Origin of the sequence: Streptomyces sp. NPDC014676, assembly GCF_043084105.1 — a bacterium.
Taxonomy (GTDB): domain Bacteria; phylum Actinomycetota; class Actinomycetes; order Streptomycetales; family Streptomycetaceae; genus Streptomyces.
Window position 1 is genome coordinate 448,492 of sequence record NZ_JBIBZI010000005.1, and the last position, 20,112, is coordinate 468,603.

Annotated in this window: 19 protein-coding genes and 1 pseudogene; 13 read left to right on the top strand and 7 right to left on the bottom strand. The window is 73.8% G+C overall.

Features of this window, described 5'->3' with window-relative positions:
* Positions 1-138: 138 nt before the first annotated feature.
* The gene (locus ACF1DX_RS17575; RefSeq protein WP_391792044.1) at positions 139-306 is read right to left on the bottom strand and encodes a hypothetical protein; all 168 of its coding nucleotides are present in this window, start codon (positions 304-306) and stop codon (positions 139-141) included.
* A 315-nt stretch (positions 307-621) separates the two neighbouring features.
* Here ACF1DX_RS17575 and ACF1DX_RS17580 point away from each other — a divergent pair, with 315 nt between their 5' ends.
* From ACF1DX_RS17580 to mug, 6 genes are all read left to right on the top strand, one after another.
* Positions 622-1,047: a GNAT family N-acetyltransferase gene (locus tag ACF1DX_RS17580; RefSeq protein WP_391792045.1), complete on the top strand. Its 426-nt coding sequence runs from the start codon at positions 622-624 to the stop codon at positions 1,045-1,047.
* Between the two features lie 159 nt (positions 1,048-1,206).
* Complete coding sequence (locus ACF1DX_RS17585; protein ID WP_391792046.1) at positions 1,207-2,574, top strand: hemolysin family protein; 1,368 nt, start codon at positions 1,207-1,209, stop codon at positions 2,572-2,574.
* Positions 2,571-3,584 carry a hemolysin family protein gene (locus ACF1DX_RS17590; protein WP_391792047.1) on the top strand — a complete coding sequence of 338 codons (1,014 nt, stop codon included), beginning with the start codon at positions 2,571-2,573 and terminating at the stop codon, positions 3,582-3,584. Before ACF1DX_RS17585 ends, ACF1DX_RS17590 begins: the two co-directional genes overlap by 4 nt.
* A 58-nt stretch (positions 3,585-3,642) precedes the next feature.
* On the top strand, positions 3,643-4,419 hold the full coding sequence (locus ACF1DX_RS17595) for an SGNH/GDSL hydrolase family protein (RefSeq protein WP_391792048.1): 777 nt from the start codon (positions 3,643-3,645) through the stop codon (positions 4,417-4,419).
* A 72-nt stretch (positions 4,420-4,491) separates the two neighbouring features.
* Complete coding sequence (purB, locus tag ACF1DX_RS17600; protein WP_391792049.1) at positions 4,492-5,934, top strand: adenylosuccinate lyase; 1,443 nt, start codon at positions 4,492-4,494, stop codon at positions 5,932-5,934.
* A complete protein-coding gene (gene mug / locus ACF1DX_RS17605; protein WP_391792146.1) occupies positions 5,931-6,479 on the top strand; it encodes a G/U mismatch-specific DNA glycosylase in 549 nt (182 codons plus the stop codon). The genes purB and mug overlap by 4 nt, the downstream gene beginning before the upstream one ends.
* A 25-nt stretch (positions 6,480-6,504) precedes the next feature.
* Here the strand turns inward: mug and ACF1DX_RS17610 are convergent.
* The 3 genes and pseudogenes from ACF1DX_RS17610 to ACF1DX_RS17620 all read right to left on the bottom strand — a co-directional run bounded on the left by ACF1DX_RS17610 (position 6,505) and on the right by ACF1DX_RS17620 (position 8,618).
* Positions 6,505-6,914: pseudogene (locus ACF1DX_RS17610) on the bottom strand (hypothetical protein).
* Positions 6,915-6,969: 55 nt separating this feature from the next.
* Complete coding sequence (locus ACF1DX_RS17615) at positions 6,970-7,695, bottom strand: ABC transporter permease (RefSeq protein ID WP_391792050.1); 726 nt, start codon at positions 7,693-7,695, stop codon at positions 6,970-6,972.
* A 2-nt stretch (positions 7,696-7,697) separates the two neighbouring features.
* Entirely contained in the window at positions 7,698-8,618 is a 921-nt protein-coding gene (locus ACF1DX_RS17620; protein WP_391792051.1) for an ABC transporter ATP-binding protein, read from the bottom strand.
* A gap of 108 nt (positions 8,619-8,726) precedes the next feature.
* On the opposite strand from ACF1DX_RS17620, the gene ACF1DX_RS17625 reads away from it, so the two are divergent.
* The 3 genes from ACF1DX_RS17625 to ACF1DX_RS17635 all read left to right on the top strand — a co-directional run bounded on the left by ACF1DX_RS17625 (position 8,727) and on the right by ACF1DX_RS17635 (position 11,828).
* On the top strand, positions 8,727-9,896 hold the full coding sequence (locus ACF1DX_RS17625; RefSeq protein WP_391792052.1) for a sensor histidine kinase: 1,170 nt from the start codon (positions 8,727-8,729) through the stop codon (positions 9,894-9,896).
* 14 nt (positions 9,897-9,910) lie between these two features.
* Positions 9,911-10,573, top strand: a complete 663-nt coding sequence (locus tag ACF1DX_RS17630; protein ID WP_391792053.1) for a response regulator — start codon at positions 9,911-9,913, stop codon at positions 10,571-10,573.
* Positions 10,574-10,670: 97 nt separating this feature from the next.
* Positions 10,671-11,828, top strand: coding sequence for an ROK family transcriptional regulator (locus ACF1DX_RS17635; protein WP_391792054.1), 1,158 nt, complete (start codon positions 10,671-10,673; stop codon positions 11,826-11,828).
* Between the two features lie 173 nt (positions 11,829-12,001).
* Here the strand turns inward: ACF1DX_RS17635 and ACF1DX_RS17640 are convergent, their stop codons facing one another.
* Together ACF1DX_RS17640 and ACF1DX_RS17645 are read right to left on the bottom strand one after the other, a co-directional pair.
* Positions 12,002-12,763 carry a GntR family transcriptional regulator gene (locus ACF1DX_RS17640; RefSeq protein WP_030865405.1) on the bottom strand — a complete coding sequence of 254 codons (762 nt, stop codon included), beginning with the start codon at positions 12,761-12,763 and terminating at the stop codon, positions 12,002-12,004.
* 160 nt (positions 12,764-12,923) lie between these two features.
* Positions 12,924-13,811, bottom strand: coding sequence for an RNA polymerase sigma-70 factor (locus ACF1DX_RS17645; protein ID WP_391792055.1), 888 nt, complete (start codon positions 13,809-13,811; stop codon positions 12,924-12,926).
* 163 nt (positions 13,812-13,974) lie between these two features.
* Between ACF1DX_RS17645 and ACF1DX_RS17650 the strand changes: the two genes are divergently transcribed.
* The 3 genes from ACF1DX_RS17650 to ACF1DX_RS17660 all read left to right on the top strand — a co-directional run bounded on the left by ACF1DX_RS17650 (position 13,975) and on the right by ACF1DX_RS17660 (position 18,067).
* Positions 13,975-14,805, top strand: a complete 831-nt coding sequence (locus ACF1DX_RS17650; RefSeq protein ID WP_391792056.1) for an alpha/beta fold hydrolase — start codon at positions 13,975-13,977, stop codon at positions 14,803-14,805.
* Between the two features lie 302 nt (positions 14,806-15,107).
* The gene (locus ACF1DX_RS17655) at positions 15,108-16,694 is read left to right on the top strand and encodes an alkaline phosphatase D family protein (protein ID WP_391792057.1); all 1,587 of its coding nucleotides are present in this window, start codon (positions 15,108-15,110) and stop codon (positions 16,692-16,694) included.
* Positions 16,695-16,804: 110 nt separating this feature from the next.
* Complete coding sequence (locus ACF1DX_RS17660) at positions 16,805-18,067, top strand: GNAT family N-acetyltransferase (RefSeq protein WP_391792058.1); 1,263 nt, start codon at positions 16,805-16,807, stop codon at positions 18,065-18,067.
* A 276-nt stretch (positions 18,068-18,343) separates the two neighbouring features.
* Here the strand turns inward: ACF1DX_RS17660 and ACF1DX_RS17665 are convergent, their stop codons facing one another.
* Positions 18,344-19,531 (bottom strand): trans-sulfuration enzyme family protein, encoded by a 1,188-nt coding sequence (locus tag ACF1DX_RS17665; RefSeq protein ID WP_391792059.1) that lies wholly within the window; start codon positions 19,529-19,531, stop codon positions 18,344-18,346.
* A gap of 60 nt (positions 19,532-19,591) precedes the next feature.
* Between ACF1DX_RS17665 and ACF1DX_RS17670 the strand changes: the two genes are divergently transcribed.
* Positions 19,592-20,083, top strand: coding sequence for an Lrp/AsnC family transcriptional regulator (locus tag ACF1DX_RS17670; RefSeq protein WP_391792060.1), 492 nt, complete (start codon positions 19,592-19,594; stop codon positions 20,081-20,083).
* Positions 20,084-20,112: the final 29 nt, after the last annotated feature.

The window sequence follows — 20,112 nt, forward strand, 5'->3', positions numbered from 1 at the left end:
GATGGCCGAGAAGAGACGCTGCTTCTCGGTTGTGAGAGTCTGGTTCATGTCAGTCCCCTTACGACTGGCCATGTGATCCCGGGAGGGCCTCAGAAACGCTCCCGGGATCACTCATGTTGCGGCAATTGTGCGGTCAGCTCAGCCAGTTGGGGGGCCAAACAGGATCTCCAGCACCTCCTGGTAGGCGGCCGGTGACGGCTCGCCCGGTATCAGCGTGATGTCCACGCGTGGCTGTGGATCGTCCTTGAAGTGGTCCCGCAGCCACTGGCTGGCCTCTCCGGCCGGGGTGTTCTTCCCGTCCTGCACAGCCCCTCCTTATGATCCCCCCTCGTGTTCCTCGGCCCACAGCACGGGTGGGCGCAGCGGCACCCCTCCAGCGGGGCGAGCGCAGACCCACCCCCGCCCAGCAGTCACTGGGGTGTCCACTGAGCGGGGGGGCACGCAGCCCGGCGTCAGCGGGGTGCCTCCCCCGCTCTCGGCTGCGCTCGAGCGGGAGGTGCCCCCACCGCCCACCCGTGCCGCCCTGCGGCACGACTGCCCGCGGGAGCCGGGACCCGGGAGCCGGTGGTCCGGATTGTGGAATGGTGTGTCCGGTGGGAGCACGCGTGCTGTGATCACCGTATGACCGAGCTGCGTGTACGGGCCGCGACGCCCGGGGATCTCGACACCGTGCTGGCCTTCTGGAAGGTGGCCGCCGAGGGCACGAGCATCAGTGACGACCGGGACGGCGTGGAGCGGCTGGTCGCCCGCGACCCCGGGGCGCTGATCCTCGCGGAGAGCGGCGGTGAGCTGGTCGGCACGGTGATCGCGGGCTTCGACGGCTGGCGGTGCCATCTCTACCGGCTGGCGGTGCGTCCGGACCGCCGCCGCCGGGGCGTCGCCTCCGCGCTGCTGACCGCCGCGGAGGAGCGGTTCGTACGGCTCGGCGGGCGTCGCGCGGACGCGATGGTGCTCGAGAACAACGGGACCGCCCATCATGCCTGGGGCTCCGCCGGGTATGCGCGGGAGGAACGCTGGCGGCGCTGGGTGAAGCCCCTCACCGGATGATCCACGGCCCGACAGCACACCTTTGCCGATCCTTTACCCTTGTGGGGCCACTCGGTCCTCCATGAAAGGTTGTGTGCGTCCGCCCATGGGCGAGCCTCCCGGTCCGCGACATCGCGCATCCGTTCCCGTCCTGTCCGACCATGGGACAGAGGTGACCCGATGACCGAAGTGCTCCTCCTCCTGGCGGCGATCCTGCTCTCGCTCGCCTGCGGCGCCTTCGTCGCGGCCGAGTTCTCCCTCACCACGGTCGAGCGGGCCGAGCTGGAGCGGGCCGTCGAGCGCGGCGAGCGGGGGGCCGCGGGCGCCCTCAAGGCCGTACGGAACCTGACCTTCCAGCTCTCCGGCGCGCAGCTCGGCATCACGGTCACCAACCTGGTGGTCGGCATGCTGGCCGAACCCTCGATCGCCGCGCTGATCGCGGGCCCGCTGGAGGACATCGGTGTCTCCGCTTCGGTGGCGAGCTCCCTCGCCCTGGTGATCGGCACGGCCCTGTCCACGGTGTTCCTGATGGTGGTCGGCGAGCTGGTGCCCAAGAACTGGGCGATCTCCTCGCCGCTGGCCGTCGCCAGACGGGTGGGCAACGCGCAGCGCTGGTTCAGCGCCGCCTTCCGCCCGTTCATCACACACCTGAACAACACGGCCAACCGCATCGTGCGCCGCATCGGCGTGGAGCCCGCCGAGGAGCTGGAGTCCGCGCGCGGACCGCAGGAACTCGCGGCGCTCGCCCGGCACTCCGCCCGGGAGGGCGCCCTGGAGCCGGACACCGCCGAGCTCTTCGTCCGCACGCTGAACCTCGCCGACCTCACCGCCGAGAACGTGATGACACCGCGCGTCCAGGTCATCGCGCTGGAGGTGCACGCCACGTGTGAGGACGTGGCCAACGTGACCCGGGCGACCGGGCTGTCCCGGTTCCCCGTCTACCGCGACACCCTCGACGCGGTCGTCGGCACCGCGCACGTCAAGGACGTACTGGCACTGCCCGCGGAGCGCCGGGCCCAGGTGCCCGTGTCGGAGCTGATGCGCGAGCCGCTGCTGGTCCCCGGCTCGCTCACCGTCGACCGCCTCCTCGACCGGCTCTCCGGGCGGCGCACCATGGCCGTGGTGATCGACGAGTACGGCGGCACGGCCGGTGTGGCCACGCTGGAGGACATCGTCGAGGAGGTCGTCGGCGAGGTCCGCGACGAGCACGACCCGCACGAGACCCCCGACCTCGCCCGGGCCGGCACCGACGAGAGCGGGCGCTCCCTGTTCTCGGCCGACGGCTTCGCGCGGGTGGACCAGCTCGCCCGGGTCGGCCTGCGCGCGCCGGAGGGGCCGTACGAGACCCTCGCCGGACTCGTGGCGGCCGAGCTGGGCCGGATACCGGCCGCCGGCGACACCGTCGAGGTCGTCGGCTGGCGCCTGGACGTGGTGGACGCCACCGGCCGCCGCGCGGCACGCGTCCTGCTGCACGCGCCCCTCGACGACCGGCACGCGGCGGAACGGCGGACGGCCGGGACCACGGATGACAGGGGGGCACGGCGATGACCGTCGTACAGCTGCTGATCGGTCTGGCGACGCTGGTCGTCAACGCCTTCTTCGTCGGTGCCGAGTTCGCGCTGATCTCGGTCCGCCGCAGCCAGATCGAGCCGTACGCCGACCGGGGCGACCGGCGCGCGAAGAGCGTGCTGTGGGGTCTGGAGCACGTGTCCGCGCTGATGGCGGCCGCGCAGCTCGGCATCACCCTGTGCACGCTGATCCTCGGTGTCGTCGCCGAGCCGGCCATCGAGCACCTGCTGGAGCCGGTGTTCCACGCGGTGGGTGTCCCGGAGGGCGCGGGACACGCGGTGTCGTTCGTGATCGCGCTGGTGCTCGCGACGTATCTGCACATGCTGCTCGGCGAGATGGTGCCGAAGAACATCGCGCTCGCCGAACCGGTGCGCAGCGCCCTGGTGCTGGGTCCGCCGCTGGTGGCGCTGTCCCGCGCACTGCGCCCGGTGATCTTCACGGTCAACGCGTTCGCCAACGCGCTGCTGAAGCTGATGCGGGTCAAGACACGGAACGAGGTCGTCGCGTCCTTCTCGGACTCCGAGCTGGCCCAGATCGTGAAGGACTCCGGCGAGGCGGGCCTCATCGACGACCGCGCGCGCGAACGGCTGCACGACGCGCTGGAGCTGGGCCGACGGCCGGTGCGGGACGTGGCGATGCCGCTGGAGCGCGTCGTCTACGCGAGCGTGGGGGTCACCCCGGAGGGGCTGGAGCGGCTGTCGGCGGAGTTCGGGTTCTCCCGCTTCCCGGTGGTGGACGAGCAGCGGCGGATCGTCGGCTACCTGCACGTGAAGGACGCCCTCGACACCTCGCCGCGGGACCTGCCGTTCCGGCTGGGCGACATGCGGCCCATCGCGCGGGTGCGGGAGAGCACGCCGATGGACGACGTCCTCACCGCCATGCGGGGCAGCCGTACGCATCTGGCGGCCGTCCTCGGGGCCGACGGGCGGCTGGCCGGGCTGGTGACCATGGAGGACGTGCTGCGGGAGCTGTTCGGGCAGCGGACCTGAGCCCGGGACAGGGTGACCGACCGGTGGGTATGTGCCGCGGGATACCATCTGTGTCGCCATGCAGACGAACCCCACCTACAGCAGCCTCGTCGCCCTCGGTGACTCCTTCACCGAGGGCATGTCGGACCTCCTCCCCGACGGCACCTACCGGGGCTGGGCCGACCTCCTCGCCGCGCGGATGGCGGCCACCACTCCCGGTTTCCGGTACGCCAACCTCGCGGTGCGCGGCAAGCTGATCCAGCAGATCGTCGACGAGCAGGTCGAGGTCGCCGCCGCCATGCGGGCCGACGTCGTCACCCTGGTCGGCGGGCTCAACGACACCCTGCGGCCCAAGTGCGACATGGGGAGGGTGCGGGACCTGCTGACCGAGGCCGTGGAGCGGCTGGCGCCGCACTGCGGGCAGTTGGTGCTGATGCGCAGCCCCGGCCGTCAGGGCCCGGTCCTGGAGCGCTTCCGCCCGCGCATGGAGGCGCTGTTCGAGTGCGTCGACGAGCTCGCCGAGAAGCACGGCGCGCTGGTCGTCGACCTGTACGGGGCGCCGTCGCTCGCCGACCCCCGGCTGTGGGACGTGGACCGGCTGCACCTGACCGCGGACGGGCACCGCAGGGTCGCGGAGGCGGTCTGGCAGACGCTGGGCCACGCACCGGAGGATCCCGAGTGGCACCTGCCCCCGGAGGCGACGCTGCCGCCGCGCTGGGTGGCCCGGCGGGTCGCGGACGCCCGGTTCGCGCGGCAGCACCTGCTGCCGTGGATCGGCCGCCGCCTCACCGGCCGTTCCTCGGGCGACGGCCTGCCGCCGAAGCGGCCCGAGCTGCTGCCGTACGAGGGCCGGTAGCGCCTCCTTGTGCTTTCCTCCAGGCCACCCGGTGGCGCCGGCCTGCAGGAATCGCCAGTAGACTCCGGATACGTGACTGCTGCGCCCGCCAAGCCCCGTATCCCGAACGTCCTCGCCGGACGCTACGCCTCCGCCGAGCTCGCCACGCTCTGGTCGCCCGAGCAGAAGGTGAGGCTGGAGCGGCAGCTCTGGCTCGCCGTGCTGCGGGCCCAGAAGGACCTCGGGATCGAGGTGCCCGACACGGCGATCGCCGACTACGAGCGGGTCCTCGACACCGTCGACCTGGCCTCGATCGCCGAGCGCGAGAAGGTCACCCGGCACGACGTGAAGGCGCGGATCGAGGAGTTCAACGACCTCGCCGGGCACGAGCACGTGCACAAGGGAATGACCTCCCGCGACCTCACCGAGAACGTCGAGCAGCTGCAGATCCGGCTCTCGCTGGAGCTGATCCGCGACCGCACGGTCGCCGTGGCGGCACGGCTGGGCAAGCTGGCCGGTGAGTACGGCGAGCTGGTCATGGCCGGCCGCTCGCACAATGTGGCCGCGCAGGCCACCACCCTCGGCAAGCGGTTCGCCACCGCCACCGACGAGCTGCTCGTCGCGTACGGCCGGGTGGAGGAGCTGCTGGGCCGCTACCCGCTGCGCGGCATCAAGGGCCCGGTCGGCACCGCGCAGGACATGCTGGACCTGCTCGGCGGCGACGCGGGCAGGCTCGCGGAGCTGGAGCGGCGGATCGCCGGGCACCTGGGCTTCTCGCAGGCGTTCACCAGCGTCGGCCAGGTCTACCCGCGCTCGCTGGACTACGAGGTCGTCACCGCGCTGGTGCAGCTCGCCGCCGCGCCGTCGTCGCTGGCGAAGACGATCCGGCTGATGGCCGGGCACGAGCTGGTGACCGAGGGCTTCAAGCCGGGCCAGGTCGGCTCGTCCGCGATGCCGCACAAGATGAACACCCGCTCCTGCGAGCGCGTCAACGGCCTGATGGTGATCCTGCGCGGCTACGCCTCGATGACCGGCGAGCTGGCCGGCGACCAGTGGAACGAGGGCGACGTGTCCTGCTCGGTGGTGCGCCGGGTCGCCCTGCCGGACGCGTTCTTCGCGCTGGACGGGCTGCTGGAGACGTTCCTGACGGTGCTCGACGAGTTCGGCGCCTTCCCGGCGGTCGTGGCCCGCGAGCTGGACCGCTACCTGCCGTTCCTCGCCACCACCAAGGTGCTGATGGGCGCCGTGCGCGCGGGCGTCGGCCGCGAGGTCGCGCACGAGGCCATCAAGGAGAACGCCGTCGCCACCGCCCTCGCCATGCGGGAGCGGGGCGCCGAGCGCAACGACCTCCTCGACAAGCTCGCCGCCGACGAGCGGCTGCCGCTCGACCGCGCGGAGCTGGAGGCGCTGATGGCGGACAGGCTGTCCTTCACCGGCGCCGCGGGCGACCAGGTCGCCACCGTGGTCGGCCGCGTCGACGAGCTCGTCAAGCAGCACCCGGAGGCCGCCGGGTACACCCCCGGGGCGATCCTCTGACGCGCTTCACCCGGGAGGAGCTGGAGGCCGCCCGCGACCGTCTCGTACCGGACGTGGTCGCGGACGGCCTGCGCGTGCTGTTCTGCGGCATCAACCCCGGTCTGATGACGGCCGCGACCGGCCACCACTTCGCCCGCCCCGGCAACCGCTTCTGGCCGGCGCTGCACCGCTCCGGCTTCACACCCCGGCTGCTGCTGCCGTCCGAGCAGCGGGAGCTGCTGTCGTACGGTCTCGGCATCACCAATGTGGTGGCGCGGGCGACCGCGCGGGCCGACGAGCTGAGCGCCGAGGAGTACCGGGAGGGCGGGCGGCTGCTCGCCCTGAAGGTGGCCCGGCTGCGGCCGCGGTGGCTGGCCGTGGTGGGGGTCACCGCGTACCGCGCGGCGTTCGACGACCGGAAGGCACGGGTCGGACCGCAGGAGCGGACCATCGGCGACACCCGCGTGTGGGTGCTGCCCAATCCCAGCGGTCTGAACGCGCACTGGACGCCGGCGACGCTGGCGGAGGAGTTCGCCCGGCTGCGGGAGGCCGCGGCCGGGCGGTGACGGCCGGTGGTCAGGACGGGGGTGTTCACGTGACCACCGCCGGGAGTCGGATCGCGTCGTCCGGGTCCCGGTCGGCGACCGCGACGGCGACCCGGCGGCCGGTGCCCTGCGCTTCCCGCACCCGGGCCACGCCGGCGCGGGCGGCGAGCCAGGCCCACGGCCCGGGTGTCTCCTCCCGCCCGGTGCGCGGGTTCCAGGGGCCGGTGTCCCCCCCCAGCGGGAGGCCGGCACCTCGTACACGGCGTCGTGGTCCTTCTCGAACCGGTCCACCGTGACCGCCCGCCGCGCGGGATCCCCGTCCGGGCCGTCGTCGGTCTCCAGTACGGCGACGTGGTGGCCCGGTCCCCCGAAGCCGACGTCCGACGGGCCGTGCTCCGCCGGGAAGAGGCGGAAGCACAGCTCGCCGATGAGGGCGGTGTGCCGGGCGATGTCCACCGGTCCGGTGAACCCGTCGGCACGGGCGGGCGGCGGGGCGTCGGCCGACTTCCGGTCAGGCGTCGCGGCGGCGCAGGCTCCACGCCCCGGCCGCCAGTGCGGCGGCCGTCCACAGCGCGGTCACCGCCAGTCCCGACCAGGGGCCCAGTGCTCCGTCGTAGGTCTCGTACAGGACCACCTGTCCGGCCCGGTCGGGCAGGAAGTCGGCGACGGTGCCGGCCGCGTCGCCGATCACGAAGGACACGACGAGGATGAAGGGGATCAGTACGGACAGCGTGGCCACTCCGCTGCGCAGCAGGGTCGCGAGGCCCGCGGCGAACAGGGCCGTCAGCGTGAGGTAGACGGCGCAGCCCATGACGCCCCGGATCTGCTCGGCCGGGGTGAGGCCGCCGGCCGCCTCACCGAGCCCCGCCCGTGCCACGAGGAGAGCGGCCAGGGCGGTCAGCAGACTCACGACCAGCGTGGGGACGGCGATCGCCGTGGCCTTCGCGGCGAACCAGCGTCCGCGCCGCGGGACCGCGGCCAGCGAGAGCCGCAGGGCGCCGTTGTGGTACTCCGCCGCTACGGCCATGGCGCCGAAGGAGATGGCGGCGATCTGCCCCGGTGCGACACCGGACAGGGCCATGAACAGGGGGTCGAACTCGGGGTCCGACGTGTTGGAGACCCCGGCGATCGCGGAGAACGCCGTGGTCGCGGCGAACAGCGCGAACAGGGCCCCGGGGAGCGAGCGGACGGTACGGATCTTCAGCCACTCGGCGTGGAGCACGGGTGCGAACTGCATGGTCAGGCCTCCTGGGGCTGCGCGGCGAACTCGGTCTCGGCGGCGGTCAGGTCCAGATAGGCCTGTTCCAGCGTGCCCTCGTCCGCGGTGAGTTCGAGGATCGGCACCCCGGCGGCGGAGGCGAGGCGTCCGATGTCGTCCACGCGCGCGTCCGGCACGGTCCAGTGGCCGTCCGGGTGTTCCACGGCGTCGTGACCGTGCCCGGCGAGGACGCTCTTGAGGGCGGTGGGGTCGGAGGTGCGGACGCGGACGGCGGGGCGCACGCGCGCGTCGATGAACTCCCGCATCGGGGTGTCGGCGAGGAGCCGGCCCCGCCCGAGGACGACGAGGTGGTCGGCGAAGGAGGCGGTCTCGTTCATCAGATGGCTGGAGACCAGGACGGTCCGCCCCTCGTCCGCGAGCCGGCGCAGCAGGGTTCGGATCCACACGATGCCTTCGGGGTCGAGGCCGTTGGACGGTTCGTCGAGCATGATCACCTCCGGGTCGCCGAGCAGCGCGGCGGCGATGCCCAGCCGCTGGCGCATGCCCAGGGAGTAGGTCCGCACCCGGCGGCGCCCCGCGGAGCCCAGGCCGGTCTCCTCCAGCACCTCGTCGACCCGGCGGTCCGGGATGCGGTGGCTCGCCGCCAGGACGCGCAGATGGTCGCGGCCGGTGCGGGAGCCGTGCGCGGCCTGCGCGTCGAGCAGGGCGCCGACCCGGCGCAGGGGTTCCGTGAGGGTGGCGTAGGCGCGGCCGCCGACGGTGGCGGAGCCGGACGTGGGGTGGTCGAGGCCGAGCACCAGGCGCATGGTGGTGGACTTGCCGGCGCCGTTGGGGCCGAGGAAGCCGGTGACGCGGCCGGGCAGGACGCGGAAGGTGAGGTGGTCGACGGCTCGCCGGGTGCCGTACTCCTTGGTGAGGTCCTGGACGTCGATGCTGGTCATGGCAGCAGCGTGACGGCTCGTACGGGGTCGGGGCCTCCCCCGCCGGTGGAGATCGTCTCCCCCGTGCGGGGGAGGTCCGTCGCCGGTGGCGGCTGGCACGATGACGGCATGATCCGCTTGCTGCGCCCGTTCGGCCGGACGGTGACGTACACACGATTGCTGCATCTGTTCATCGCGATCGTGTGGCCGTCGCTGTGGCTGTTCCTCGAGGAGGCGTGGTGGACCTGGGCGGCGGCGGCCGTGGTGCTCCTGCCCGTCGGCCTGGTGCCCGCGATGCGCACCGTGGAGGGGCTGCAGGCCAGGCTGCTGCTGACCGGTCAGCGGCACGACAGCGACAGCGCCGGCATCGTCGTCGCGCCGTCCGCCTCCTGGAGCGACCGGGGCAGGCTCGTCGTATGGCTTCAGGCGCGGCTGCTGATCGGCTGCGCGACCTCCGTGTTCACCGCGAACCTGCTCATGGCCGCGGTGGACCTGGTGGCGGCGGCGTTCGGCGGGGACACGGCCTCCGGCGAGCCGTTCCTCCTCGAAGGCCACAGCCGGTGGCACGTCCTTCTGCTGCCCCTGGTGTCGGTGACCCTGGCGGCGACCGTGGTCGGCTCGGGCCGGCTGATCACGGCGCTGGCCCGCCGTCTGCTCGGCCCCTCCCCCGCCGAGCGGCTGGCCGCCATGGAGGAGCGCACCGAGCAGCTCCTGGAGCGCACCCGTATCGCCCGGGAACTCCACGACTCCATCGGTCACGCCCTGACCGTGGCCGTCGTGCAGGCGGGCGCCGCCCGCGCGGCCGGCGATCCCGCCTTCACCGAGCGGGCGCTGGACGCCATCGAGGAGACCGGCCGGGCCGCGCTGGAGGACCTGGAGCGGGTCCTCGGCGTCCTGCGCGAGTCCGGGAGGCCGGTCGGCGGCCGCCCTGCCCTCACGGACGCCGACCGGCTGCTGGAGTCCGCGCGGGCTTCCGGCGCGCAGGTCGACGCCGCCATGACCGGGCCCCTGGACACCGTGCCCGGGCCGGTCTCCCGCGAGGGGTACCGCATCCTCCAGGAGGCCCTGACCAATGTGCTGCGGCACGCGGGTGCCGTCCCCGTGCGGGTCCGTATCGCGGTCGACGACGGCTCGCTCGGCCTGGAGGTCCGCAATCCGCTCACCGGGGCGCCACCCGGGCCCGGCCGGGGCAGCGGTCTGCGCGGCATACGCGAGCGCGCGGCGCTGCTGGGCGGGCGGGCGCACACCGGTCCCGACCGGGGTGACTGGCGGGTGCGGGTGGAGCTGCCGTTGCGCTGATCTACGCTGGCCGCATGCCGGTCACCGTTCTGCTCGTCGACGACGAACCCCTCGTACGCGCGGGTCTGCGGGCCGTGTTGGAGGCGCAGCCGGACATCGAGGTCGTCGGGGAGGCGGCCGACGGCGCGGCGGTGATCCCGCTCGTACGGCAACTGCGGCCGGACGTGGTCGCCATGGACGTACGCATGCCGCTGCTGGACGGGATCGAGGCCACACGCGCGCTGCTGCGCTCGGTCGACGCGCCGCCGAAGATCCTCGTCGTGACGACGTTCGAGAACGACGAGTACGTGTACGGGGCGCTGCGCGCGGGCGCCGACGGGTTCCTGCTGAAGCGGGCGCGGCCTGCGGAGATCGTGCACGCGGTGCGGCTGGTCGCCGAGGGCGAGTCGCTGCTGTTCCCCGCCTCGGTGCGCCGGCTCGCGGCCGAGTACGCCGACGGCGAGGGCAACCGCGCGGCGCGTGACGTGCTGGAGCGGGCACGGCTGACCGACCGTGAGGGGGAGGTGCTGCGGCTGATGGCGCGGGGCCTGACGAACGCGGAGATCGCCGCGCGGCTGGTGGTGGGGACGGAGACCGTGAAGTCCCATGTGAGCGCCGTACTGGCGAAGCTGGGGGCGCGGGACCGGACCCAGGCGGTGATCGCGGCCTACGAGTCGGGCTTCGTGGCGCCGGGCTGAAACCGCGTCCGCAGAAGCGGCCGTGCCCGGAGGTCGCCGGGGTCGGTGGCGCCGAGTACGATCCGCCCAACACGCGCACGAGCTGGGAGGACGGACGGTGGGTCGGCTGACCGGCGGGGACCCCTCGCTGCTGCGGAGGATCAACTCCGCGGTGGTGCTGCACGCGTTGCGGGCGACGGACTGCGCGACGCTGACCGAGGTGACCCGGGTGACGGGACTGTCCCGGCCGACCGTCGAGGGCGTCGTGGAGGGGCTCATCGAGGCGGGTCTCGTGGTGGAGACGGCGGCCGAGGAGGGGGCCGCGCGGCGGCAGGGGCGGCCGGCGCGGCGGTTCCGGTTCCGGGCGGAGGCCGGGCATCTGCTCGGCCTGGAGATCGGCGTGCACCGGGTGGCCGCGCTGCTGGCCGATCTGGACGGCAAGGTGATCGGCGCGCAGGCACGTGACGTCGACGAGACGGTCGACGCCGACGAGCGGCTGGAGCGGATCGGCACGGCCGTCGCGGAGCTGCTGCGGCGGGCCGGTGTCCCGCGCGGCTCGCTGCGGGCCGTGGGCGTGGGCACGCCGGGGATCGTGGAGGCGGACGGTACGGTGCGGCTGGGCACGGCGCTGCCCGGCTGGACGGGCCTCGGCCTCGGCGAGCGGCTGAGCCGGTCCTTCAAGTGTCCGGTGCTGGTGGAGAACGACGCCAACGCGGCGGTCGTCGCCGAGCACTGGAAGGGCGCCGCCCGGGGGACCGACGACGTGGTGTTCGTGCTGGCCGGGCTGAGTCCGGGCGCCGGCTCACTGATCGGCGGGCGGCTGCACCGGGGGTACGGCGGGGCGGCCGGCGAGATCGGCGCGTTGCATCTGCTGGGCCGGGAGGCGACCCCCGAGACCTTGCTGTCCACCACGGACGAGCCGCTGCACCCGCTCGACGAGCAGGCGGTCGCCGAGGTCTTCGCCCAGGCCCGCGAGGGCGACCAGCGGGCGCTGGCGGCCATGGACCGGTTCATCCGCCGGCTCGTCCACGACGTGGCGGCGCTGGTGCTGGCCCTCGACCCGGAGCTGGTCGTGATCGGCGGCTGGGCGGCCGGCCTGGACGGCGTCCTGGAACCGCTGCGCCGCGAACTGGCCCGCTACTGCCTGCGTCCGCCGAAGGTCACCCTGTCCCACCTCGGCGAGGCGGCGGTCGCCACGGGTGCGGTGCGCCTGGCCCTCGACCACGTGGAGGAACAACTCTTCGCGGTGGAGGGCACGGTGACGGCCCGCCGGTAGCAGGCACGCCGTATCGGCGCCCAGCGCCCCGGGGGTCCCGGCTCGCGCGTTCCCGCTCCCGCGGGCAATCGTGCCGCCCTGGGGGCACCTCCCAGGCCCTCAAGGCACTGGGGGAGGCACGACTGCCCGCAGCGGCGGCGGTGCGGCTGTCCGCAGTGGTGGCCTGGGTGGGGTCAGGACGCGTGGCGTTCCGGACCGTGGTGGATCTCGACGCCGCCCGAGTCGCCGAAGGTGAGGCGGCAGGTGTCCGCGCGGTACGTGGCCACGGAGAGCGCGGCGGTGCGACCGCGGGCGATGAAGCGGGTGGTGACGACGAGGACGGGCGCGCCGGGCAGGCGGTCCAGTTCGCGCGCGTCGTCCGCACGGGCGGAGCCGAGCTCCACCGCGTTCTCCTGCCGCTCCAGTTCCAGGCGCTGCAGCTCCCGCAGTACCGCACGCGCGCGTGCCGTACCGGACGGCGCGTCGATGCCGGACAGGTCCGGTACCGAGTCCGCGGGGATGTAGAGGAGTTCGGCGGCGACGGGCTGGCCGTGGGAGACGCGGGAGCGCCGCACGACGTGCACGGGCTCGTCGCGGCCGGTCACCAGCGTCTCGGCGACGGCGGCGGGCGGCACCTCGGGCGCGCAGTCGAGGGTCTGCCAGGCGTCGTGCGGTCCGCCGGGCCAGGCGTGCTGTGCCGTGCCGACGGACACGCCCATGCGCGGCGGGGCGACCGTCGTGCCCACACCGCGGCGGCGCTGCAGCCTGCCTTCGAGTTCGAGCTGTTCCAGGGCCTGCCGGAGCGTGGCGCGGGCGACGCCGAAGCGGGCGGCGAGGTCGCGCTCGTTGGGCAGGACCTCGCCCACGGAGAACTCCGAGTCCAGCGCCTCGCTGAGCACGGTCCTGAGGTGCCAGTACTTCGGTTCCGGCACCGTTTCCAGCTGCGTGGTCCCCACCCTGTCCTCCACGATCGCCGTGTCCGGCCGCGTTTTAGCGCCCTTGTTTATTAAAGGTTGTTTCACTTATCTGCGACCATAAGGCGCCTCTCACCCTTGGTCAATACCAATCGGGCACGATGACGGGCCCCGTCGCGACGGGGGCTTCGGCGCGGGGCTCCTACCGGACCTCGGCGAGCGGACGCAGCTTGTCGGGATTGCGGATGACGTACACCGTCCGGACGCGTCCGTCGGCGACGTCGAGCTGGACGACGGAGTCGGGCTCGTCACCGGACAGGACGAGCACCGCGGGGCCGCCGTTGAGCTCCAGGAAGCGGAAGGAGAGGTCCGGCACGCCCTTGCGGGCGACGCCGAGGAGGAAGCGCCCCACGTGGTCGGCGCTCTCCAGGACCCGCAGCGGGGCACGCGACTTGCCGCCGCTGTCGCCGACCAGCCGCGCGTCGGGGGCGAGGAGTTCCAGCAGGCCCTCCAGGTCGCCGTCGGCCGCCGCGGCCAGGAAGCGTTCGGTGAGGTCGCGGCGCTCGGCGGGGTCGACCTCGTAGCGCGGGCGGCGCTCCTCGACGTGCTTGCGGGCCCGGCCGGCGAGTTGGCGTACGGCCGGTTCGCCGCGGTCGAGCATGGCCGCGATGTCGGCGTACGGGTAGCCGAAGGCCTCCCGCAGCACGAACACCGCGCGTTCCAGGGGCGACAGGGACTCCATGACGACGAGGACGGCGAGGGAGACGGAGTCGGCGAGGACGGCCCGCTCGGCGGCGTCCGGGACGGTGTCGCCGAAGTCGGTGACGTAGGGCTCGGGCAGCCACGGGCCGACGTACGTCTCGCCGTGCGCCTTGATCTGGCGCAGCCGGTCGATGGCGAGGCGGGTGGTGACGCGCACCAGGTAGCCGCGCGGTTCGCGCACCTCGGCCCGGTCGCCGCCCGACCAGCGCAGCCACGCGTCCTGCACCACGTCCTCCGCGTCGGCCACCCGGCCCAGCATGCGGTAGGCGACCCCCAGGAGGACGGGGCGGTGTTCCTCGAAGACGTCGGTCACGGTGTCGGTGGTCACGGCACCATCCCAGCCGACCCGCGCGGTCGTGTCCAGGCGGCACCGGCCGGCGGCCGGCGGGACACGCCGACCGTGGGGCTACCCGCCGGTAGCAATTGCTGACAAGCTGTCCACGACGCCGGGCGGCGTCCGTTTCCGCGAGTCCCAGACGAGGAGCACCCTCATGTCCGCGACCGTCTCCTTCGAGGTCACCTCCCCCCTCGGCCCGCAGTCCGTGACCCTGTCCTACGCGCGCGTGGGCCGCGGCGAACCCCTGCTCCTGCTGCACGGCATCGGCCATCACCGCCAGGCCTGGGACCCGGTGGTGGACATCCTGGCGACCGAGCGCGAGGTGATCGCCGTGGACCTGCCCGGCTTCGGCGCCTCCCCGTCGCTGCCCGGCGGCCTCACCCACGACCTGCCGACCATGAACGCCGCCCTGGGCGCCCTGTGCGAGGAGCTGGAGCTCGGCCGGCCGCATGTCGCGGGCAACTCGCTCGGCGGCCTGCTGGCCCTGGAACTCGGCCGGGAACGGCTCGTACGGTCCGTCACCGCCCTGTCCCCGGCGGGCTTCTGGACGCAGGCCGAGCGGCGGTACGCCTTCGGCGTGCTGACCGCCATGCGGCGGATCGCGGAGCGGATGCCGCTTCCGCTGGTCGAGCGCCTCGCCCGCTCCGCGGCCGGCCGGGCGGCGCTGACCAGCACCATCTACGCCCGTCCTGGGCGCCGTTCCCCGGAGGCCGTGGTCGCCGAGACGCTCGCGCTCGCCGGGGCCACCGGTTTCGCCGAGACCCTCCGCGCGGGCACCGCCGTACGGTTCACCGACGACGTGCCCGGCATCCCGGTGACCGTCGCCTGGGGCTCCCGGGACCGGCTGCTGATCCCCCGGCAGGGCGTCCGCGCCAAGCGGATCATCCCCCGGGCCCGGCTGGTCAGGCTGCCCGGCTGCGGTCACGTCCCGATGAACGACGACCCGGCGCTGGTCGCGCGCGTCATCCTCGACGGCAGCCGCTGAGGGCGGGCCGTACGGCGCCGGCCCCGTTCCCGGAACGCCCAGTGCGTGCCTGGCATGGCGGCACCGCGGACCGGCCCCGAAGGGCCCGCCGCCTCCGCGGCGCCGCGCGAGGCGGTGCGGTCGGGGCGGCTCGCCCCGGGGACCCGGCTGCCGTCGAACCGTGACCCGGTCGGCCGCCGCCCGGCAGGGGCCCGCTCCCCCACCCGTGCGAGTTGTTCACTCGGTGTTCGTGTGCGGGCCGCGCCGTCCGCGTAGGTGTGGTTGCGCACACTGGCCGGATCCCGTCCCTGGAGGCGCATCCCATGTCACACCGTCCGCTCCCCGGCCGTCGCGCCGTGCTGCGCGGCTCGCTCGCGGCCTCGGCGGCCCTGACCCTGCCCACCGCGCTCGGCGCGGCGCCCGCCTTCGCCCTCTCCGGGCGCCCGCGGGCCGAATGGGGCGTGCAGACCGGCGACGTCACCCGTGACTCGGGGCTGGTGTGGGTGCGCTCCGACCGTCCGGCGCGGATGATCGTCGAGACGTCGGCGACCGAGTCGTTCCGCCGCCCGCGCAGATGGCACGGTCCGCTGCTCGGCGCGGACACCGACCTCACCGGTACGACCCGGCTGCACGGACTGCCGTCCGGCGAGCAGATCCACTACCGGGTGCTGCTCGCCGACCCCGACGACCCGCGCCGCACCGGCGAGCCGGTCACCGGCACGTTCCGCACGGTCGCCGCCCGGCGCCGGGACGGTGTGCGGTTCCTGTGGTCGGGCGACCTGGCGGGACAGGGCTGGGGCATCAATCCCGACGTCGGCGGCTACCGCATCTTCGACGCGATGGCCCGGCTGGACCCCGACTTCTTCCTGTTCAGCGGCGACACCGTCTACGCCGACGGACCCCTCTCCGCGACCGCCGCCCTGCCGGACGGCGGTGTCTGGCGGAACGTCACCACCGAGGAGAAGGCCAAGGTCGCCGAGACCCTGGCCGAGTTCCGGGGCAACTTCCGCTACAACCTGCTGGACGAGAACCTGCGCCGGTTCAACGCCCAGGTGCCGTCCATCGTGCAGTGGGACGACCACGAGGTGCGCAACAACTGGTACCCGGGGCAGCGGATCGCCGACACGGACGCCCGGTACACGGAGAAGAGCGTCGACGTGCTGGCCGCCCGCGCGCGGCGCGCGTTCGGCGAGTACTTCCCGATGTCCACGCTGCGGCCGGGCGCCCGGGAGGGCCGGGTGTACCGGGTGCTGCGGCAGGGGCCGCTGCTCGACGTGTTCGTGCTGGACATGCGGACGTACCGCAACGCCAACTCCCCCGGCGACCAGACCGTGGACCCGCAGGGCATCCTCGGGCGTGAGCAACTGGAGTGGCTCAAGCGGGAGCTGTCGCGGTCGCGGGCGGTGTGGAAGGTGATCGCCGCCGACATGCCGATCGGTCTCGTCGTGCCCGACACGACCGAGGGCAGTCGACACGTCGAAGCGGTGGCCCAGGGCGACCCGGGGGCGCCGCTGGGGCGGGAGCTGCAGATCGCGGAGCTGCTGCGGTTCGTCAAGCACCGGCGGATCACCGGTACGGTGTGGCTGACGGCCGACGTGCACCACACCTCGGCGCAGCACTACCAGCCCTCGCGGGCCGCGTTCGACGACTTCGAGCCGTTCTGGGAGTTCGTCTCCGGTCCGCTGAACGCGGGCGCCTTCCCGGCCAGCGCGCTCGACGGCACCTTCGGCCCCGAGCGGGTGTGGGTGAAGGCGCCGAGCGCCTCGAACGTCTCGCCCGCCGGCGGTTACCAGTTCTTCGGCGAGGTCGACATCGACGGCGACAGTGGCGAGTTGACGGTGCGGATGCGGGAGCAGGACGGCACCGTGCTGTTCACGAAGACGCTGCGGCCGGGTCTGGTCGGCCAGTAACTTCGGTCGGCAACTCAACAAAACGGTCAGAAGCGCGCTTTACCCATCAGTCACAGTACGTTCGTGATCACGAAACACGGTTCCTTCACAGTGGCTGTATGAGTCGAGACATGTCTGAAGTGACGAACACCCCGCACGGCGGCCCCACGAACGGCCGCCGGGACCCGGCCGGACTCGCCGCACGGTGCACGGCGGCGTTCCACGCCTGGTGGGTACGCCGCCACGGCCACGCACCGCCGGCGCACGATACCGGCGGTGCCCCGCCGCCCTCCGCCGGGGCCGGCGGCAGCGTGCTGTGGCGGATGCGGACGACGGTGAAGGACGAACCGGGTGCGCTGGCCACGCTCTGCACGGCGCTGGCCGAGCGGCGGGTCGACATCCTGAGCCTGCAGACGCACCCGCTGGGCGAGGACACCGTCGACGAGTTCCTGCTGCGGGCGCCGGAGGGGACGGACCTCGTCGCCGCCGTGTCGCTCGCCGGGGGCGCGGACACCTGGACCGAGCGGGCCGACGCCCACGATCTGGTGGACGCGCCGACCCGGGTCCTCGGGCTGGCCGCCCGCACCGCACAGGACGCGGCCGAACTGCCGCTCGCGCTGCGCCAGCTGCTGGGCCGGTGCACGATCCGCTCCCTGCCGGGCGGCGGTCACCGGGCGGCCACGACCGTGCCCGAGGAGGGCTCCCTGGAGGACACCGTGATCCGGCTGCGCGCCCCGGAGGGCGGGGTGATCACCGTGGAGCGGCCGTATCTGCCGTTCACACCCACCGAGTTCGCCCGCGCGCGGGCACTCGTGGAGCTGGACGCCCGGCTCGGTCCGCGGATCCCGCGCGGTCGTGACGTCCTCACGCTGTCCGAGGGCAGTGCCGTCTCCGTGCGCCGCGCGGACACCGCCGATCTGGCGGCCGCGCGGGCGATGCACGAGCGGTGCTCCACCGAGACCCTGCGCATGCGGTACCACGGGCCGGTCGGCGACGCCGACCGCTATCTGAACCACCTGCTCAGCCCGCGCTTCGGCCGCACGCTCGCCGCGCAGACCGCCTCGGGCCGCATCGTCGGCCTCGGCCATCTGCTGTGGGACGGCGACGAGACCGAGGTCGCGCTGGTCGTGGAGGACGCCTGGCAACGCCGGGGCATCGGCTCCGAGCTGCTCACCCGGCTGGTGGCGATGGCGGCCGAGGACGGCTGCGCCCAGGTGTACGCCGTGACGCAGGCGTCGAACACCGGCATGGTCGCCGCGATGCGCGGCCTGGGGCTGCCGCTCGACTACCAGATCGAGGAGGGCACGCTGGTCGTCACGGCCCGCCTGGACGCCGCGGCGGACCGCCGCGCGGAGGAGGGACGGGAGCACGGCGAGCGGGTCGGCCGGTCGTAGCCCGTCACGCGCGCGCACGCGGCACCGGCACCGCGCGCGAGCACGAGGGCGCCGCGCGGGCGCGGGACGGCGGGGGCGATGGTCACGACGCGCCGGCCGGCACACGGCGAGCACGCGGACACGGGGCTCCGGGCGCCGCACGGCCGCGGGAGGACGACCACACCATGCCGACCGGCGCACAACGAGCGCGCGGGCACGGGATCCCAGCCGCCGCGCGGGCGTCCGGAAAGCGGTCCGGCGGTGCGATTCGCCGGGCCGTCCCCCGTGGACCCGGCCTCAGCCCCGGGCCGACGCCTCCGCCGGTGCGGGCGTTCCGGCTCCCTCCCCCAGGGCCGCGTCCAGATCGGCCCACAGGTCCTCGACGTCCTCCAGGCCGACCGAGAGCCTCAGCAGCCGGTCGCTCACCCCGGCGCCCCTGCGGTCGTCGGCGTCGACGATGCGGTGGCTGATGGAGGCCGGGTGCTGGATGAGGGAGTCCACACTGCCCAGGCTGACGGCCGGGGTGATCAGGCGTACGCCGGCGATCACCTCGTGCGGGTCCCCGTGCACTTCGAAGGAGACCATCGCCCCGCCGATGCGCGGATAGTGCACCCGGGCCACGCGCGGATCGGCGGCGAGCCGGCCGGCGAGTCCGACGGCGTTCGCGGACGCGGCCCGCACCCGTACCGGCAGGGTCGACAGGCCGCGCAGCAGCAGATATCCGGCCAGCGGGTGCAGCACGCCGCCCGTGGCGAACCGCACCTGGCGCAGCCGCCCGGCGAACTCCTCGTCGCAGGCCACCACGCCCGCCAGGACGTCCCCGTGCCCGCCGAGGTACTTGGTGGCACTGTGCAGCACCAGGCGCGCCCCGTGCTCGGCCGGACGCTGGAGGACCGGCGTGGCGAAGGTGTTGTCGACGAGCAGCGGCACGGAGCCGCAGGCGTGGGCGACGGCCCGCAGGTCGATCTCGGTGAGCGTGGGGTTGGCCGGGGTCTCCACGAGCACCAGGCCGGTGTCGGGGCGCAGCGCGTCGGCGACCCCGGCCGGATCGGTCCAGGTCACCTCGGAGCCGAGCAGCCCGGCGGTCAGCAGATGGTCGCTGCACCCGTACAGGGGACGTACGGCGACGACGTGCCGCAGCCCCGTCGAGCCGCGGACCAGCAGGACGGCGCTGAGCGCGGCCATGCCGCTGGCGAACGCCACCGCCGACTCGGTGCCTTCGAGCCGGGCCAGGGCGGTCTCGAAGCGGGCGACGGTCGGGTTGCCGAGCCGCCCGTAGACGGGCGGGCCCTCCGGCTCGGCGCCGGTGGCGGCGAAGGCGTCGATGCGGGCGGCCTCGGCGCGGCTGTCGTACGAGGGGTAGGTGGTCGACAGGTCGATCGGCGGGGCGTGCAGTCCCAGTCCGGCGAGGTCGTCGCGGCCTGCGTGCACGGCCTCGGTGGCGAGTGCGCGGGTGGTGCGTCGCGTGTCCATGCCCAAGTCCATGGACGGAAGGGTGAACACCGAACGGGTCGGAGGAGCAGAAGCCCGTGTTACGTTCGGCCAGTGGCCGAATCTGTCGTACTGGATCCGGTGGACCTCCATCTGTTGCGGCTGTTGCAGAACGACGCCCGGACGACGTACCGGGATCTCGCCGCGCAGGTCGGGGTCGCGCCGTCGACCTGTCTGGACCGGGTGACCCGGCTGCGCCGCTGTGGCGTGATCCTCGGGCACCGGCTGAAGCTGGATCCCGCCAGACTGGGGCGCGGGCTCCAGGCGTTGCTGTCGGTGCAGGTCAGACCGCACCGGCGGGAACTGGTGGGGCCGTTCGTGGAGCGGATCCGGGCGCTGCCGGAGTCGCTGACCGTGTTCCACCTGACCGGCCCCGACGACTATCTGGTGCATGTCGCGGTCGCGGACATGGCGGATCTGCAGCGGCTGGTGCTCGACGAGTTCACCGCCCGGCGGGAGGTGGCCCGCGTGGAGACCCGGCTGATCTTCCAGCAGTGGGACTGCGGCCCTCTGCTGCCGCCTTCGCCCACAGCTCAAACCGGGTGACGTGCGAGGGGCCGCGTACCAGGATGGTC

Bases quoted from the DNA above. Each gene is read 5' to 3' on its own strand.
- ACF1DX_RS17620 (WP_391792051.1), bottom strand. From the start codon at position 8,618: ATGACCAGCATCGACGTCCAGGACCTCACCAAGGAGTACGGCACCCGG.
- ACF1DX_RS17665 (WP_391792059.1), bottom strand. From the start codon at position 19,531: ATGGACTTGGGCATGGACACGCGACGCACCACCCGCGCACTCGCCACC.
- ACF1DX_RS17655 (WP_391792057.1), top strand. From the start codon at position 15,108: ATGTCACACCGTCCGCTCCCCGGCCGTCGCGCCGTGCTGCGCGGCTCG.
- ACF1DX_RS17625 (WP_391792052.1), top strand. From the start codon at position 8,727: ATGATCCGCTTGCTGCGCCCGTTCGGCCGGACGGTGACGTACACACGA.
- ACF1DX_RS17585 (WP_391792046.1), top strand. From the start codon at position 1,207: ATGACCGAAGTGCTCCTCCTCCTGGCGGCGATCCTGCTCTCGCTCGCC.
- ACF1DX_RS17660 (WP_391792058.1), top strand. From the start codon at position 16,805: ATGTCTGAAGTGACGAACACCCCGCACGGCGGCCCCACGAACGGCCGC.
- ACF1DX_RS17630 (WP_391792053.1), top strand. From the start codon at position 9,911: ATGCCGGTCACCGTTCTGCTCGTCGACGACGAACCCCTCGTACGCGCG.
- ACF1DX_RS17580 (WP_391792045.1), top strand. From the start codon at position 622: ATGACCGAGCTGCGTGTACGGGCCGCGACGCCCGGGGATCTCGACACC.
- ACF1DX_RS17615 (WP_391792050.1), bottom strand. From the start codon at position 7,695: ATGCAGTTCGCACCCGTGCTCCACGCCGAGTGGCTGAAGATCCGTACC.
- ACF1DX_RS17595 (WP_391792048.1), top strand. From the start codon at position 3,643: ATGCAGACGAACCCCACCTACAGCAGCCTCGTCGCCCTCGGTGACTCC.
- ACF1DX_RS17650 (WP_391792056.1), top strand. From the start codon at position 13,975: ATGTCCGCGACCGTCTCCTTCGAGGTCACCTCCCCCCTCGGCCCGCAG.
- ACF1DX_RS17590 (WP_391792047.1), top strand. From the start codon at position 2,571: ATGACCGTCGTACAGCTGCTGATCGGTCTGGCGACGCTGGTCGTCAAC.